Origin of the sequence: Mycobacterium sp. SM3041 (genome assembly GCF_039668335.1) — a bacterium.
Lineage (GTDB): Bacteria > Actinomycetota > Actinomycetes > Mycobacteriales > Mycobacteriaceae > Mycobacterium.
In genome coordinates this window covers 21,005-36,698 of record NZ_JAYXBQ010000065.1, presented here as the reverse complement: position 1 = coordinate 36,698, position 15,694 = coordinate 21,005, and the positions used below count along the sequence as shown (strand labels likewise).

The window sequence follows — 15,694 nt, the reverse complement described above, 5'->3', positions numbered from 1 at the left end:
GCGACATCGGGTAAGTCCCATTGTCGGTGCCGAAGACTATGCTGTCGCGCCCCTTCCCCTGGCACGTCGGGGCAAGCAGTTCGACCAGGAACTTCGGCAGCGTGATGGTCCGGCGCTCGTGAGTCTTGGGCGTGCCGACGACGACGCGCCCACCGACATTTACCGCATTGCGCCGGACGTGAATCTTGCGGCGGAGCATATCGATGTCGGCGACGTGCAGTCCGGCTAGCTCTCCCCACCGGAGTCCGGTGTAGGCGAGCAACAGAACAATGACGCCTTTGTCGGGGCCCGCTTCCGTGGCGAACGTGATCACCTGCGATTCGGTCAAGTAGGCGTGTTCGGCCTTCACTTTGCGGGGCAGTTTGACGCCGCGGGCCGGGTTGGTCAGCAGCCGGCGGTCCTTCACCGCCTCGTCGAGGATCCCCGCCAGCGTGTTGTAGGCCCGGGTGACAGTGACGGGTCCGCTGCCCGCCTTCGTCATGTCCGCGACCCAGGACTTGACGGCACTGTGTTTCAGGCTTGCGAGTTTCGTTTTGCCCCAACGCGGTTCGACGTGCACTTTCCATGCCGATTCCTCGACGCGGGCTGATGACGGCTTGAGGTGGGTACGACTAGCCAGCCACTCCGGTCCCAACTCACCGATGGTGACTTTGGCCGCGTTCGGGTCGATGTACTCGCCGCGGAGCTTGGACACGTGGGTGGTGGCCGCGAAGTCCTCGGCCTGCCTCTTGGTCGCGAAGCCGCGCCGCTTCGTCACGCGCCCCTCCGGCGTGCGGTACTGCACAAGCCAGAGCTCACCCTTTTTGGTGGGGTATTTCTTGATGCTGGCCATCGTCAATCCTCGTGGTGTGTATGGGATTTACCGCCAAGATCGCCAGCTTGGAGGTGTCCAGCCTGGCGCGCTCGGGCGAGGTACTTGTCGGCGGAATGCAGGCTAACTGTGAAGTGCCTCGCGATTCGTTGGCGAACGCTCTCTCCCGTGATGTGCCGTTCGCGATGTGCAGCCTTCGCAATCTCGGCCACTTCGGCATAGAACTCGTCGCCGTGTCCTTTTCTGCCCGGCCGCTTGGGTGGCGGTTGCTCTGGGCGGTGAAACGAACTCGTGGACACGTCGACGTCGTTGGTGGCCGCATAGGCCAGGCGGTCCAGCAGCTTCGCGATCTTTCGCATATCATCCGGGGTGATCGGGACGTCATGATCTGGTGAGTCAACTTGCAGTTCAAGGACTTTCGGACCATCGCTAGTCAACTCCGCGCGCACTCGGTAGGTGAACGGATGACCCGATAGCGTGATTTCCGTGTCGACACCAGGGACCTCCTCGGCGATCGGTTCACCGTCGGGACCGTCGCGATAGCGCAAGTGACTGTTGCCTACTAGGCGGCTCACGGTCGTGATCTGTCCCGCCACCGTTCCCGGCTGGATGAAATCGAGTCGATTCCGCATGAATAAATAGTACCGAATCTTCGCGTTGATTACTACCCAATTAACTACCAATCTGTCCTCATGGGTACGAAAAAGCCAAATCCGGCACAGCTAGACCAGCTCATGACGACGCAAGAGGTGGCCGACTACCTCGGCACCAGCAAGGGCACTCTTGAGGTCGACCGGTACTACGGACGAGGCCTCCCCTACGTCCGCTTCGGGCGACGAATCCGGTACCGCGCCAGCGACATTGCCGCGTACCTCGAGGCCAATCTCGTCGCGGGCGAAGCCTGATGAGCGAGCACGTGACGGGGCCGCCAGAAAGCGAAGTGCCGGCCCCCGAAGGAACCGGCACCCACCACGACCACCACGTCGATACCACCGATACTAGCGCCGAACACGACAAATCGGGCGACTCCCTGACGCGACTCGGCTGCCAACTCGCCCGCCGTCGCGTAGCCGCGGCCCGATCTGAGCAGCTCGACTGCGGCTGCCGCGATCCCTGGACATGCGACTGCACCGACCCACCACTCACCGATCGATGGGTCGACGCCTCAGCCCGCGCCGCCCGCCACCTCCTGGCACAGGGCCACACACCGCTGCTCGAAATCGAAGTACTCCAAGCGCTCTGGCGCCGCGGCGGCGGCGATCGTCGACTCGCCCAGCACCTTCACCAACTCACCGACGGGACGATCGCGTGAACTGGCCCCGCTACTGGGCGCAGCTCCCCGAACGCATGAAGGAGCCACTGCGGGAAGTCGGCCTCAGATTCCTCGGAATGGTCGACGGAATCGGCGACGACGGCTCCATCCTCACCCAGGAGGCCATGGTCGCAGTCCTCAAGTTCCAAGAGCTCGAGAGAGACATCCTCGACGCGCATGGCAACTGGTTGTCGCGCACCAAGTCGAAGTTCGAGCGGCTCGGCATCGACTGGACCACCGAGAACCTCAACCGCTGGTCCCGACTGTGGGACGCCGAATGAGCACCGCCCAGCCATGTTGGGCCGCATACCAATTCAACGGCGCCCACCACCGCTCCTGCCCCATGTGCGACGCCGGCCCCAACCAATGGTGCGTCGACGCTCGGGGCCGGATCCGCCGCGTTCCCTGCGTCCTGCGGACGAAATCCGCATAACCCCCAGACACTTCCCCACCCCAGGCCTTGGACGACCCCTGGAGCACCATGACCACCACCGACGAACCATCCCACTCCTGGCGACGAGTAGACCTCGAGTCCGTACTCGCCGGTGGTTGGGAGCCCCCGAAACCGACAGTCGGGCGCCGCAACGACGGCGTCGGCATCTTCTACCCCGGCAAAATGCACAGCATCGCCAGCGAATCCGAAGCCGGCAAGACGTGGCTCATGCTGTCCACTGCATTCGAAGAACTCAGCGCCGGCAACGCCGTGCTCTACGTCGACTTCGAAGACGACGAAGGCGGCGTAGTGGGCCGCCTCCTCGCGCTACAGCTTTCACCCAATGTCATCCGCGACAGGTTCATCTACCTCCGGCCAACCGACGGGATCAACTCCCTCGGCAACATCGACGACCTCCGCGACGCCGTCATGGACACCCGGCCTACCCTCGCCGTCGTCGACGGAGTCACCGAAGCCCTGGCCATGCACGGACTCAACCCCAACGACAACGCCGACGTCGCGAAATTCGGCCGGATACTGCCGCGCCGACTCGCCAACGCCGGCGCCGCTGCAGTCTGCCTCGACCACCTACCAAAAGCCACCGACAACCGCGGCCGCTACGCCATCGGCGGCGTCCACAAACTCAACGGCATTGACGGTGCCGCACTGCTACTCGAAAGCCGCGACCCGTTCGGCATCGGCCTCACCGGGCGCAGCACCATCCGCATCGCCAAAGACCGACCCGGACAGCTGCGCAAGCACGGGCTCCGAGGCAAAGACGGCCTCCATACCTTCGCCGAACTCGAACTCACATCACATGACGTCGACTACAGCGAGTTCGACATCCAGCCCCCCACAAGCAAACCCGACGAATTCAGACCAACAGCACTCATGGCCAAGATCAGCGACGCACTCAAAGAGCACGGCCCGATGTCGCAACGCGCGATCCTCGCCACCGTCGGAGGCAAACGCCAATACGCAATCGACGCACTGTCACTCCTCCAACGCGACGGCCACGTGTCGCTCAAGACTCCACACACACTGCTCAAGCCCTACCCTCCCGGCGACGAGTCGTGACCAGGCGGCACTCGTTCTACCCAAGGTGCTCAGACTCGCTCGGACCCTTTTCACGGTTTACCCCGAAAAGCCTGGAGGGCGCCAGATCAGGGGGTTGCGTTCCCCGTTCCCCAACCGTTCCCCGCCGTTACCCAGAAACACGCCGAACCCCCCGTTCCCCCGTTCCCCTCCCCCTTTAGGGGGAACGCGGACGGGAACGGCATCAGACACAACAGAACTCGCCCGAAGCGTTACCCGAACAGAAGGACCACCAACATGGACAACGACCAGCACGCCATCGACATGTGCCGCCGATTCTTCAACCGCAACACCAAACCCGGCACCTTCGCCCACGAAATACAAGCAGCTGCAGCACGCGGCCTCCTCCACGGCGGCGCATTCAGCGCCATGGAAAAAGCCGAACTCGCCGACATCATCGAGCCGCCGAGCCAGCCCGGCTGCACGCCTTGTTGACACCTTGTTGACTATGGCGGGCAACGGACCATTGCGTGAGGCGCGGGCTCGGCATGAGCGTGCCGCGCATCTACGGGCGTGCGGCTACACGTGGGCTGCGATCTCCGACGAGCTCGGTTACCGGAGCCGGCAGGCGGCCCAGGTGGCGGTGCGTCGGTTGCACGAGAAGACGAGCGAGTCGCCCGAGTCGACGCGCCGGTCGCTGGCGGATGGGCTGATGCTGGTGAAGCAGACGTTGTTTGAATCGCTGGCCGGAGCGAAGTGCAGAGGCGACACCGCCGGCATTGCGGCTCTGTCTCGTGAATTGCGTTCGACGACTGACCAGTTGGCGAAGCTCGACGGCCTGCACGCTCCGCAGCGGACCGAGGTGACTGTGAGCGTGTCGCACGACATGAAGGCGGTCATCGGTGAAGCCGAACGCCAACTCTTGGCCATCGCAGCCGCTCGTCACGAGCGTCAACAGCTACCTGTAATCGAAGGTGAGGTAATCCCGTGAGTAGCAAGGAAGACACCGAGCGCGGCATCAAAGCGGCCCTGGCGGTGGCGGAGGACATCGCGTCGGGGAAGTTGCCGGCGGGCGAGTTGGACGCGATGGTCGCCGGCGAGTGTGAGCGCCTGTTCGGCCGGGTCGCCGGCCCGGGGGATCCGTTGTGGGAGTTGCAGTGCCAGGTGGCGCGCAAGGTGCTCGGTATGGGCGGCATCCCGGCCAACGAGCTCGCCGAGTGGCTGGCGGTGACACGCCTGGCCGAGGGCGGTTCGTGGATCGAGCGCGTCCTGGCCGAGGGCGTCGACGACGAGGATCAGTAGCCATTGCGCAGCCAAAAGGCCGTACGCCAGACGTACACCCTGGCCACGAAAGCCGTAGACCTGCAACGATGCTGACGTCGGCGGGTTGCCCTCGGTGAGTTAGATATTCACCTGACTGATCGTAGCCCGCCAACCCGATCCCTCAGCTGGCGAATTCAGAACGTATGTATTACTCATGTAATACACTTATGGCATGGCGGTCGACTGGAGCAAGCGAGGCGAGTACATCGCCAAGCGCAACCTCACCCCGGCGCAGGCCAACGAGGCCCTCGCCGACCCTGACCGTGTTGTCATCATTCCCGACTACAACAGCAACTCCGGCGACAGCGCCCGCACCATTGGCTACTCGGCGACCGTGGGCGCTGTCCTGAGCGTCATCACGGTCTACAGCCACGAGGATGGCAAGACCTACGGCGCGAATGCGTGGAAGTCCAACGCGCGTGACCGCCGCTACTACGAGCAGGGAGGCATGGACGATGCGTGAATCATTCGATGACCGGCTCGCCCGGATCGGCGCCGAGGTGGAAGCTGGCGAAGCGGATCAGACGGCCCCGCCGGTGCGGGAGCGTGTTTCTGTGACGCGGCCGGGCCATGCTCGGTCGAAGGTGCTGCAGGTCCGTCTCAACCCGGAGGAGTTTGAGGCGCTCGAGGCGCTGGCCGCGGCGCGTGAGTTGCCGGTGTCGACGATCGCCCGGGAGCAGCTGCTGCGGCTGATCGAGCACGAGAAGCGCGCCCCGTCTGAAAGGGAGGCACTGGTGGAGGCACTGGTGTTCGATCTGGTGCTGGTGGCGGATCGGTTGAAGCAGGCAGTTGGCAGCCCGAGACGGGCGGACATCCCGCCGATCGCCCTGCCATACGACTAGGGCGTTAGGCCTCAAGCTCAGCGATGTAGGCGTCGATCTGGGCATCGGTGGAGAACCGGCGCGACCGGATCGTCACGCTGCCCAGCTCGCCGGATTTCCACAGTTCGAAGACCAGGGTCCGGCCGATGCCGCCCAACCGCGCGGCCGTCTCTTTCCAGTCATTGAGCTGACCAGATGCCGTCGGTGTGTGGTGGCGCCACGTCTCCACCGCCCCGACAGCGATGTGTTCTCCGGCCTCGATTTCGCGGCTCATGGCTTCGTAGTCGGCCGCGGTTCGGTTCGGCCGGCTCACCTTCACGTGCGGGGGTAGCGGCTGCCCGTTGTCCTCGTCGAAGGGCACGGCTGCCGCGGCCTCGGCCTCCTCGTCCATCTGGGCGCGGAGACTGTCCACGTGGGCGGCTTCCACCGCGGCCGTCTCGAGGTCGATGAGTGCCCGCAGCCTGGCCTGCTGGTCCGGGCTCGACTTCGGCCGCTCAGAGTCTGGGCTGGTCATGGTATCCACTGTGCGCCATAACCAGCGGGTTGTCTCCCCAAATTTTAGTCAACCTACGGCGATACGCCGCATCGGCGATACGCCGTTGCACCCCATGGTGATGTGCTCCTGTCCATGGCGAAAACGTGTGTTGATCCGGCGTCACGGCCGGCGTCCAGTTGGGCGGCCACCAAGGCAGTGTTGAAGTCGCGGCAAGTTCCTGATGACGATCCGCGAGTAGTGGAATGCGATGCGGCGCTTGCGTTCCACCGGGTGCATCGAGCGATTGAGGGTGCAGGTCAGTTGTCACGGCCTGGTGCTGATCGGCTGATCGCTGAGCTGAAGGCTGCGGCGTGCTGACGGCGCGGCGGAAGGTGAAGGCCGGCGTGCCGATCTCGCGATTTGTGGATCGGACGATCCGACCAGCTGCTCCTCCGGAGGAGTCGTGTTCGTTTGGCCAGCTGGAGGCCCGGGAGGAGCGCCGCAAGGGATTCGGCCGTTTGGTGCACTACGATGCCTTCGACTTGGCGAGCGAGCTGCGGGACCAGTGCGGTCCCTTGGCCGGAGAGATCGCTCGCTTGGTGTCGGTTGAGCCGCTGAAGGATCCGCGGGCGCTGGAGGTTGGGCAACCCGATTTGTGGTTTCCGGGCTACGCGGTCATCGCGGTGGCGACTGCGGTGTGCCAGCTGCGGGCTGATTTGGTGGCGGCGATGGTCCCGCACGCGAACGACGAACTGCGGGAGCGGTTGTCGGCGTTGGTGATTAGTGCGGGGTTCAGGGCACCACTGGCGGTCGACAACGACTTGCTGAGAACTGGCTACTGGCTTGATGGCTTGGTCGCGATAGCGGCGCCGCTGAGCACTGATCTGGCGGAGCTCGTGGCGGCTCAGGCGCCGCGGAAGGTCTCTGTGCTGGATCGGGCGATTTCCGACGCATTGCGCGGTCCGGATGCGCGCGGGTTTGACCACTACGTGCGACTCCTGGCCGAGGAGATTCCCAAGCTTCGTCGGAATCAGGAGGCGCACCGGCGTATCCGCGCGTGGGAGGCGGAGCGGGCGGCTGCGGCTGAGTCTGATCGGACGCGGGATGCGTTGCGCCAGTTGGGTTTGTCGTGATGGGTAATCGAAAGGAAGTAGTCCGGTGAGTGTTCAGATTCTGAGTGGGCCGCCCCATGTGATCTTTGATGCGCCGCTTGTGAATCCATCGCCCGGTGGCCTGTATGCCGTCACGCAGTGGGCAGACCAGGGTGAGCCGTATCGGTGGTTGCCGCGCGGTGTGCAGATTTGGACGCACAACTACGGCGGCGAGGAAGCGTTCGGCGTTTGGGGTGCGGATTGGTGCACTCAAGAGGCGCCGACGGACGTCAAAGAAGGTGAACGCCCGCCGGAGTCTTTTCTCGACCCGTTCGCGCCGATCACTGTGTGGGCTGAGGACCACTGCGACATGACGGTTGAGTCTCAGGACCAGGTCAGGACTCGTGCGCATCAGAATCTACGGCTGCTCGAGCAGGTGGCAGTGGAGCGGGAGTTCGCGGCCCGGATGTTGCTGGACGCTGCCAGCGCGCCGAGTGTGTCGGGCCTGGTGGCAGCCGTTGGGGAGCTTGAGGATGCGTTCGCGGAGACGAACACCGTCGGCCTCATACATGCGCGCCCTGGTCTCGCCTCCGTTGCGGCGCAGGCGCAGTTGCTGGTGCGGTCTGGCTCTGTTCTCAAGACGCCGTTGGGTCATACGTGGGTGTTCGGCGGCGGTTATGTCACGGCACTCGGTGACAAGCTGGTCGCGACGTCGCCGACGTACGGCTGGCGCGGTGAAGTCGCCACGCGGTCGGCGACGAAACCGGAGTGGAACCGGTTTGGGGTGATCGTCGAGCGGAGTCTTGTCGTCGGCTACGAGTCGCTCATTGGTGCGGTGACGGTCAGTTGACGTGGGTGACGGAGCGGTTGGCGTCGGGGTGGTGGATGGCTGCGGGCCTCACTGCCCCGGCGCCGATCGTGACAGCACTTCCTAGCACGAACTTAGGAGAGTCCGCATGACCAGCGCAAAGGTGATTTCTGAAATCACCGACCGTGCAGAGCGTTTGGCGTTCATCAGGCGAGCAATGGCGCGCAGAGCTGTCCTTCCTGCGGCGCCGAAGGGTCGAACTTCAACTGAGACCCCTCCCAAGGCGCTGACGGCATCAGCGGGCGTCGCAGCGACGCCCGCACCTCGGGTGAGCCGTGCGGCGCATCTGGCTTCGGTGTCGAACTTGCGAACCGCGGTGCATGAAGCCGCGCACGCGGCCGTTGGTGTGCTGTGCGGCGCGGAGATCGATCGTGCCGAGTCGTTTGCGCCCGGGATGAAGTTGTCGAATGGCGCGCAAGGCTATTGCCGTTACCTGCCGTTCGGCGTCGAGGCTGAGCAGCGTCAGCCGCTGATTGCAGCGGCCGGTGCTGTGGCGGAAGCGATCCTGTTGCATGGGCGGGCCCCGACGGCCGGCCAAGTGGAGGCCGTCCTGGCGGAGTCGGGTTCCGATGCGGAGTACCTTCACCGGATGTCGCTCGCACGTTGTGAGCGATCAGATCCGATGGCTGCACTTCCTCTGGTACTGCGGCTGTGGCCGGCGATCACTGCTCTGACGATCCAGTTGGAACAGACCGGGGTGATCCATCACAGCGATGTCACTACGGCGCTGGGCCTGTCGAAGGACAAAGCCCGACACGGGTTTGAGTTGGCGAACATTCGCGCTGGCCTCCGTGAGGTGCCGGCGCGGTGACCACAGCGGGGACCATCACCGTTGGCGTCGATATCGACGGAACCGGTCTTGGCGCGAAGCTGAATGCAGCAGTCCTGCGGCACATCAAGCCACAGCTAGCGGATCTGAGTAGACAGCTCGGCCAGATCGATACGCGCGGTTTCGCTGGGCTCTCCCAGGCAGCGGCGGATGCCTCGAAGGGTATTGGGCGCGTGGAGTCGGCGCATTCGAGCTTGTCGCGCACTATGTCTCGTGCGGCAGCCGAGTCGAAGGCATCGACCGATAGTCAGATTCGGGACTATGAGCGGCTGGCGCGTGCGGCGGAGATATCGGCCGCCAAGCAGGCCGCGGCTGAGCGCGTAGCCCGATCTGGCGGGGGCGGTGGCGGTGGCGGTGGTCGAGGTGGCGGTGGCGGAGCGCTGGTGCCGAGCTTGTTCGGCGCAGGTGGTCTGGCCGCGTCCGGGCTCCCGGCCGCGACCCTGGTGGTCACCAATCTCGTTGGCGCCGTGCAACAGATCGCCCAGACCGGCCTCGCCCTGCCCGGTGTGTTCGCCGGTATCGCCGCGTCCGTCGGCACCGCGAAGCTCGGCTTCATGGGCGTCGGCGACGCCATCGACGAGATGTACAAGGCCGCCAAATCCGGTGACCCGAAGGACATCAAGAAAGCCGCCGAGGCGCTGAAGGACCTCTCGCCAGCCGCTGCGGACACGGTCAAGTCCCTCGGGACTCTGGTGCCGGAGTTCGAGAAGCTCCGCAAAGACGTCGTCCAGCAGAACATGTTCGATGGCCTCGGCAAGTCGATCACCGACTTCTCGAGCAAGATGCTGCCGACGTTCAAGACCGGCCTCGGCGGCATCGCCACCGCGTGGAACGGCACCTTCAAGTCGCTCATCGGCGCCGCTGGGTCGAACTCCACGAAGGGCTTCCTGGATCGCATCTTCGGGAACACCGCCGACGCGCAAAACCGCGCCAACAAAGCCATCGAGCCGATCATCCACGGACTCGGCCAACTCGCCACCACCGGCTCCAACTTCCTGCCCCGGCTCGCCGACGGCCTCAACGCCGTCGCCACCCGGTTCGACACCTTCATCACGAAAGCCGCCGCAGACGGGCGCCTCGACAAATGGATCGACCAAGGATTCAAAGCCGTCGGCAGCCTCGGCGAGAGCTTCCTGAACGTCGGCAAGATCATCACCAGCATCACCCAGGCCGCCGGCGGCGACGGCGGGTTCTTCAAGATGCTGGAGAACGGCACCGGCCGGCTAGCCGCGTTCCTCGGATCCGCTGAAGGCCAGCAGAAGCTGGGCGATTTCTTCAAGGACGCACGCGACCGGTTGTCGGAGTGGATTCCCATCCTCGGCGACGTCGCACGCGTCATCGGCGACGTCTTCAAGGGCCTGCAACAGTGGGGCGACGTGCTGCTCCCCGCTATCGGCGCGGTGACACACGGGCTGGCGTCGATGCCCGGCCTGGTGTCGGCGGCCGTCACGTCCTTCGCGGCATTCAAGACGTTGGGCTGGATCGGCAACCTCTTCGGCGGTGGTCCCGGTGGAGGTGGCGCGCCCGGGAAGGGCGGCAACTTCGGGTTCTTCGGCGGCGGCAAGGGTGGCGGCAAGGGCGGAGGGTTCTTCGGCAAGCTGGGCTGGCTTGCCACCAGCACCGGCCTGACGATCGACGCCCTCAGCAAGCCGGCCGGAAGCACCGGAACGTCACTGGAAACCGTCGGTGGCCTCGCGGCTGGCGGCTACGCGCTGGGCAACTTGCCCGGTGCTGCCATCGGCGCCATAGCTGGCCTCGTCATCGACGGCATACGCCGCGACCGCCAGTTCTCCAAGAGCGCAGGCGAACTCACCAACGCCTTCAATGCGGCACCCAACGACTCCGCGCGGCGCGAGTTGTACAACAAGTTCTTCGGCGAGAACGTCTTCGACCCTCGGAAGCTGACCGCTCAGTTCGCCAACCCGAACGATCTCGGGGCTCAGTACGCCAAGCAGGCACTCAAGGACCAGATCACGTCCGGCAAGGTGCAGATTCCCGGCATCACCGCCGATAACTTCGACGCCCAGTTCAAGTCGATGCTCGACGACGCGAAGCGGACTGGCGACGCGATCAACAAGCTCGGCGACGAGCTAAAGACGTTGCCCGATGGTCATTTCGAGATCGTCAACCCAACCCCCGAGGTGCTGAAAAAGGTCACCGACCTGGGTTTGAAAATCACGCAGCTGCCAGACGGCAAGTTCACGATCGACGCGAACACCGCTCCCGCCGAAGGCGCGATCAAGAGCCTGTTCGCGTCGTACCAGGGCAAGACCATCACGGTCCCGATCGTCACGTCGATGCCTGGCGGCGCGGTACCAGGCTCGGCGCCGCTGGGCCCGCCACGCGCCGACGGCGGTGTCTTGCCTGGCTACAGCCCCGGCGTGGACAACATGCTGGTGCCGATGTCCGGCGGCGAAGGCGTCGTCATCCCAGAGGCTATGCGCGCGCTCGGTGGGGGCTGGCTGTACCGCGTCAACAGCGCCTTCCGCGCCGGGCTGAGCCGCCGCGGCTACGCGGCCGGTGGTGTGGTCGGCGCCGACGGGGCACTCGGAGCGCCGGACAACAGCGTGATCGGTCTGCTTACCCAGATCCGTGACGCCCTCGTCGGCCGGGGCAGCAGCGCGCTGGCGACGACCGCCGACAACACCACGCAGATGGCGCAGGCCCTCGGCCCCAAAGCGAAGCCGTTCGGCGGCGACGTCGGCAAGGGCGCACTGGCCGGCATGATCCGGGCGCTCGGCGGCGACCCAAACCTGATGGACTGGGGTGGATTCAACGGCGACGGCCAGCTCCTCGTCCCCAAGGGCGGCGCCGGCCAGTTCCTCACCGGCGGAGGCGGCAGCAACCTGCCCGCCCTCGCCGCGGCGCTGTCGGCGTTCGCCCGCTCCGGCAACACCGCCGACCTCACCGGGTCTGGCCTCAACGTCAACAGCCCCGTCGTCACCGCCATCACCGCGGCCCGCAACAAGAAAACCGGCATGAGCGACGACGCGATCGCCGGGCTCGTGCAGCAGGTACTCACCGGCGGCGGCTACAGCGGTGTCCTCGACTCGACAAACACGTCGCTGGTTAAGTCGCTCACCAAGTTCCAACAGCAGCAGTTCACCGGCCGCGCTGCCGTCGCCATGCCAGCCGCTGGCGGGTTCGACGCTGCGCTGCTGTCCCAGGTGCCTCCCGGCCGGTACTCGCAGAGCGGCGCCGCGGACCTCACCAAGGGACTGGCCGACTGCTCGAGCAGCGTCGAGGACCTCGTCAACCTGATGGACGGCATGCCGACCGGCGGCCGCGAAATGTCCACCGGGAACGCTGCTGCGTGGCTGACCTCCCGCGGGTTCCTGCCCGGCGCGATGCCTGGCGCGTTCAACGTCGGCTTCAACGGCGGCCACATGCAGGCCACCCTCCCCGACGGCACACCGTTCAACTGGGGCAGCGATTCCGCGGCCGCACGCGGCGGCGTCGGCGGCACCGGCGCGTTCGACCCATCGTTCACGCAGCAGTTCTACAGGCCCGTCACCGGCATGCCGCTCGGCGGCGCGGGCTTCGGGGCCAACCCGCTCGGCTACTCCGGCGGCCCCGTGCCCGTCTACATCGTGTCCGGGCCCGGCGGCAACGGACCGTTCGGTCAGATCGGCGGCCAACTGTTCGGCGACGCCCTGCAGGCCGCCGGCGGGCCCGCCGCCGACGCCGTCGGGTCGATCATCACCGGCATCGACCAAGGCACCCAGCTCGAGCGGAACAGCACGAAGGACCGCCCAGCCGTCCGCACCGGCACCCTGATGAAGGAAGGCAACCCGCTGTCCGTCGGCGCGCTCGCCGGCTACACAGTGCCGGACTTCACCCGCCAGGGGTGGAACGGGCAGGTGATGACCAACAGCGGCCCCGGGTTCACCGCGGGCGGCCAGATGATGAGCGACACCGCCGCGCTGATCATGCGGACCTTCACCGACACCCAGGCCGCCGCCGACGCCCGCCAGCAGCAGATGCTGGCCGTCCTGGACCAGATCAAGACCCAGCTGTCGGAGTCGGTGCTGAAGCCGATCATCCAGTCGGCGGTCCAGTCCGCGATGGCCGCTGCCGGTCAGGCCGCGCAGCAAGGCGCCAGCGGTGGCGGCGGTGTCATCCCCGGCCTGGCCGATGGTGGCGCGATCTGGGGTGGCATCGCCGGCCGCGACTCGGTGCCGATCCTCGGCATGCCCGGCGAGCACATGCTGACCACCCGCGACGTCTCCGCGATGGGCGGCCAGCAGGGCGTCTACGCGTTCCGCGCCGCGCTGCACCGCAACGGCGGCATGCGGGGCTTCGCCTCCGGCGGCGGCATCGGCAACGACACCGTCGGCGCCGACTGGTTCGGCGTCTCCCAGGTGCCGATCATCGGCGACATCGTCAACGTGCTGATCAAGATTCTGCTGAAGGTCATCGGCGTCGACATCCAGGTCCGCGACACCATGAACCGCATGTCGGATGACTTCCGGCAGTTCCGAGGCGATTTCAAGGCCTTCAACGCGTCCGGCCGGCTGATGAGCGACACCAGCGGCCTGGTCGACCGCTCCGGGTCGTCGGAGGAGACGGTGGTCGCCGAGCGGGTCCGCATCTTCAAGCAGGTCCTTGAGGGCCTGATCAAGTTCATCATCCAGAAGATCGTCATCCCGATCACGCAGGCGATCGCGTCCACGCTGCTCAACGCTGGCGCATCGGCTGCCGGTGGGGCTGTGTCCGGCGGCCTGGCCGTAACGCCTGCCGCCCCGGCCGCCGGTATCGCCGGAAACCTTGTGTCCGGCCTGATTTCGTCCGGCGGGCAGGCGGGCATCAACATCGGCGGCGAGATCGCGCAGTTGATCGCGGGCGCGGCGACGGGCCCGATCGTCGGGCTGCTCACCGACGGCTTCATGGGCATCTTCGGCAAGCTGCTGAACCCCATCCTCACCGGCGGCATCGGCGGCCTGCTGACGACGTTCCTGCCGTTCCTGGCGTTCGACGAAGGCGGCGTCGCCAACGGCATGGGCATGCTGCCGAAGGCCACCGTCGAACCCGAGCGGGTGCTGTCACCCCGGCAGACAAGCCTGTTCGAAGAGATGGTGCGCGCCAACTTCGGCGCCAACGCCGGCACCAGCAAGCGAGTCACGGTCGAGGGAGGCATCCACTTGCACGGCGCACAGGCCAGCCCGGATGAAGTGCGGCGCAGCATCCTGGCCCTGCTCGACTAATCGGGCGGAACCTCCACCACGTGCCGGGTGTTCTCCGTGATGAACCGGTCGATCTCGGCCGCCGACACCCGCCGGTGCGCGCCCACCTGCACGTAGCGCAGCGCGCCCGATGAGAACAGCCTGTATACCGTGGCGCGGCTTACCTGCAACATCTCGGCCGTTTGATCGACGGTCAACAACGGGCGGGTCATCGGCTTGCCTGTCCCCCGCTGATCAGGGTCAGGTGGGGGCGCCCCTGCAGCGGTTTCCTCGGCTGGTGGTCGCGCACGTACAGGGTCGCGGACAGCATCAGAAGCACGTCATTCTCGGTCAGGACGTCGTAGTCGAGCTCATTGAGCGCCTCGTCGAGTTCGTCCAACAGGTTGGCTACGGGGTCGCAGCTCATCGGATCACCGCCAGTGCGGTGGAGGCAGTCGATGTGGTGGTCATGGTGACTCCCTTTCTTGGTGATGCTCGAACGGGCGAGCGATTGGCTACTTTTTGGCTACAGACTCAGCCAAGCTGCGCTAAGCCGGGTTGAACTCGGATAAGGAACTATTCGCAGGTGGTTGTGCCATTCCTCTGTTTGCGCAGGTAGTCGGCGAGTCGAAATATGAGTTCGAATCTCACCGAGGGCACCAAATCTCGCCGCTAAACTGCAGGCATGGGGGCACTGCGAGTCACTGCGGATGGATTGTTCGCCGTTGCCGGCCAACTCGAGCAGCATGCCCAGGCGCTGTCGGCACACACCATCAGCGGTGCGCCGCTGCCCGCCGGTCAGTCCACCGCGGATGTCGTCGCCGAGATCCAGTCGCGCGTTGACGCGGCGTCCGCCGCACATGCCGAACGGATCTGGTCTGTTGCCGCCACACTGACCGCCGCCGGACGCGCTTACACAGACTCCGACAGCGCCGCCTCGGCAGCACTGGCGGAATAGCCATGATGGCCGAATTGGAATTGCCGACGCTGGCGCAGATCACCGATTGGGATGTGCAACACCTGGTCGACGCTGCCGCGCAATGGAACAAGACCGCCGACCTGTGGGAGAACTCGTTCCACGAGGTCTGGCAGGGCACCTTGCGCCCGGGCGGCACCACGTGGGAAGGCAGCGCGGCGGAGAACGCGCAGGACATCGCGTGGCGCGACCTGGTCAAGGTCCGTGGATCGGCCGACTCACTGCGGGCCGCCGCCAATATCGCGCACACGGGCGCGGCGTCGCTCTCTGATGTCAAACGACTGGCGCTGGGCGCAATCGACGAAGCCCGCACCAACGAGTTCACGGTCGCCGAAGACCTGTCGGTGACGGAGGTCAGGTACCGGTTCGTGGCCCGGGAACGCGAGTCGCGCGAGTCGATGGCTGACGATCACTCCGCCGACATCCGGCACTTCGCCGCGAATCTCGTTGCGCTGGACCGGGATATCGCACACCGGCTCCGGGCGACGATGGCCGGGATCGGCGCCCCGATCTACTCGGTCTGAGCCGCACAAACTGCGCGGCCTCCCCGGCGCCTGA

Annotated in this window: 19 protein-coding genes; 14 read left to right on the top strand and 5 right to left on the bottom strand. The window is 65.8% G+C overall.

Annotated elements, in window-relative coordinates; genetic code table 11:
• A partial coding sequence (locus VXD91_RS21170; RefSeq protein ID WP_346416309.1) for a tyrosine-type recombinase/integrase occupies positions 1 to 832 on the bottom strand: 832 nt, incomplete at its 3' end.
• 2 nt (positions 833 to 834) lie between these two features.
• A complete protein-coding gene (locus VXD91_RS21165) occupies positions 835 to 1,443 on the bottom strand; it encodes a hypothetical protein (RefSeq protein WP_346416308.1) in 609 nt (202 codons plus the stop codon).
• Between the two features lie 60 nt (positions 1,444 to 1,503).
• Between VXD91_RS21165 and VXD91_RS21160 the strand changes: the two genes are divergently transcribed.
• The 8 genes from VXD91_RS21160 (at position 1,504) to VXD91_RS21125 (ending at position 5,756) form a co-directional block, all read left to right on the top strand.
• Complete coding sequence (locus VXD91_RS21160; protein ID WP_346416307.1) at positions 1,504 to 1,716, top strand: helix-turn-helix domain-containing protein; 213 nt, start codon at positions 1,504 to 1,506, stop codon at positions 1,714 to 1,716.
• Positions 1,717 to 2,119: 403 nt separating this feature from the next.
• Positions 2,120 to 2,404 carry a hypothetical protein gene (locus tag VXD91_RS21155; protein ID WP_346416306.1) on the top strand — a complete coding sequence of 95 codons (285 nt, stop codon included), beginning with the start codon at positions 2,120 to 2,122 and terminating at the stop codon, positions 2,402 to 2,404.
• Between the two features lie 200 nt (positions 2,405 to 2,604).
• Positions 2,605 to 3,633: an AAA family ATPase gene (locus VXD91_RS21150; RefSeq protein ID WP_346416305.1), complete on the top strand. Its 1,029-nt coding sequence runs from the start codon at positions 2,605 to 2,607 to the stop codon at positions 3,631 to 3,633.
• Between the two features lie 255 nt (positions 3,634 to 3,888).
• Positions 3,889 to 4,086 (top strand): hypothetical protein, encoded by a 198-nt coding sequence (locus VXD91_RS21145; RefSeq protein WP_346416304.1) that lies wholly within the window; start codon positions 3,889 to 3,891, stop codon positions 4,084 to 4,086.
• A 157-nt stretch (positions 4,087 to 4,243) separates the two neighbouring features.
• Entirely contained in the window at positions 4,244 to 4,582 is a 339-nt protein-coding gene (locus VXD91_RS21140) for a hypothetical protein (protein WP_346416303.1), read from the top strand.
• Positions 4,579 to 4,893, top strand: coding sequence for a flagellar hook-length control protein (locus VXD91_RS21135; protein ID WP_346416302.1), 315 nt, complete (start codon positions 4,579 to 4,581; stop codon positions 4,891 to 4,893). Before VXD91_RS21140 ends, VXD91_RS21135 begins: the two co-directional genes overlap by 4 nt.
• A gap of 193 nt (positions 4,894 to 5,086) precedes the next feature.
• A complete protein-coding gene (locus VXD91_RS21130; protein WP_346416301.1) occupies positions 5,087 to 5,377 on the top strand; it encodes a transposase in 291 nt (96 codons plus the stop codon).
• Positions 5,370 to 5,756 carry a hypothetical protein gene (locus VXD91_RS21125; RefSeq protein WP_346416300.1) on the top strand — a complete coding sequence of 129 codons (387 nt, stop codon included), beginning with the start codon at positions 5,370 to 5,372 and terminating at the stop codon, positions 5,754 to 5,756. The genes VXD91_RS21130 and VXD91_RS21125 overlap by 8 nt, the downstream gene beginning before the upstream one ends.
• Positions 5,757 to 5,760: 4 nt before the next feature.
• On the opposite strand, the gene VXD91_RS21120 is transcribed toward VXD91_RS21125, so the two are convergent.
• The gene (locus tag VXD91_RS21120) at positions 5,761 to 6,249 is read right to left on the bottom strand and encodes a hypothetical protein (RefSeq protein ID WP_346416310.1); all 489 of its coding nucleotides are present in this window, start codon (positions 6,247 to 6,249) and stop codon (positions 5,761 to 5,763) included.
• Positions 6,250 to 6,581: 332 nt separating this feature from the next.
• Here VXD91_RS21120 and VXD91_RS21115 point away from each other — a divergent pair, with 332 nt between their 5' ends.
• The 4 genes from VXD91_RS21115 (at position 6,582) to VXD91_RS21100 (ending at position 14,202) form a co-directional block, all read left to right on the top strand.
• A complete protein-coding gene (locus tag VXD91_RS21115; RefSeq protein WP_346416299.1) occupies positions 6,582 to 7,343 on the top strand; it encodes a hypothetical protein in 762 nt (253 codons plus the stop codon).
• Positions 7,344 to 7,368: 25 nt separating this feature from the next.
• Positions 7,369 to 8,151 carry a hypothetical protein gene (locus VXD91_RS21110; protein ID WP_346416298.1) on the top strand — a complete coding sequence of 261 codons (783 nt, stop codon included), beginning with the start codon at positions 7,369 to 7,371 and terminating at the stop codon, positions 8,149 to 8,151.
• 106 nt (positions 8,152 to 8,257) lie between these two features.
• A complete protein-coding gene (locus VXD91_RS21105) occupies positions 8,258 to 8,980 on the top strand; it encodes a hypothetical protein (RefSeq protein ID WP_346416297.1) in 723 nt (240 codons plus the stop codon).
• 224 nt (positions 8,981 to 9,204) lie between these two features.
• Complete coding sequence (locus VXD91_RS21100; RefSeq protein WP_346416296.1) at positions 9,205 to 14,202, top strand: hypothetical protein; 4,998 nt, start codon at positions 9,205 to 9,207, stop codon at positions 14,200 to 14,202.
• Here the strand turns inward: VXD91_RS21100 and VXD91_RS21095 are convergent.
• A complete protein-coding gene (locus VXD91_RS21095) occupies positions 14,199 to 14,393 on the bottom strand; it encodes a helix-turn-helix domain-containing protein (RefSeq protein ID WP_346416295.1) in 195 nt (64 codons plus the stop codon). The two genes, VXD91_RS21100 and VXD91_RS21095, sit on opposite strands and share 4 nt — an antisense overlap.
• Positions 14,390 to 14,587: a hypothetical protein gene (locus tag VXD91_RS21090; protein WP_346416294.1), complete on the bottom strand. Its 198-nt coding sequence runs from the start codon at positions 14,585 to 14,587 to the stop codon at positions 14,390 to 14,392. Before VXD91_RS21090 ends, VXD91_RS21095 begins: the two co-directional genes overlap by 4 nt.
• Before the next feature lie 258 nt (positions 14,588 to 14,845).
• Between VXD91_RS21090 and VXD91_RS21085 the strand changes: the two genes are divergently transcribed.
• Complete coding sequence (locus VXD91_RS21085) at positions 14,846 to 15,118, top strand: hypothetical protein (protein ID WP_138249714.1); 273 nt, start codon at positions 14,846 to 14,848, stop codon at positions 15,116 to 15,118.
• Between the two features lie 2 nt (positions 15,119 to 15,120).
• Positions 15,121 to 15,660: a hypothetical protein gene (locus tag VXD91_RS21080; protein WP_346416293.1), complete on the top strand. Its 540-nt coding sequence runs from the start codon at positions 15,121 to 15,123 to the stop codon at positions 15,658 to 15,660.
• The last annotated feature ends 34 nt before the right edge of the window (positions 15,661 to 15,694 follow it).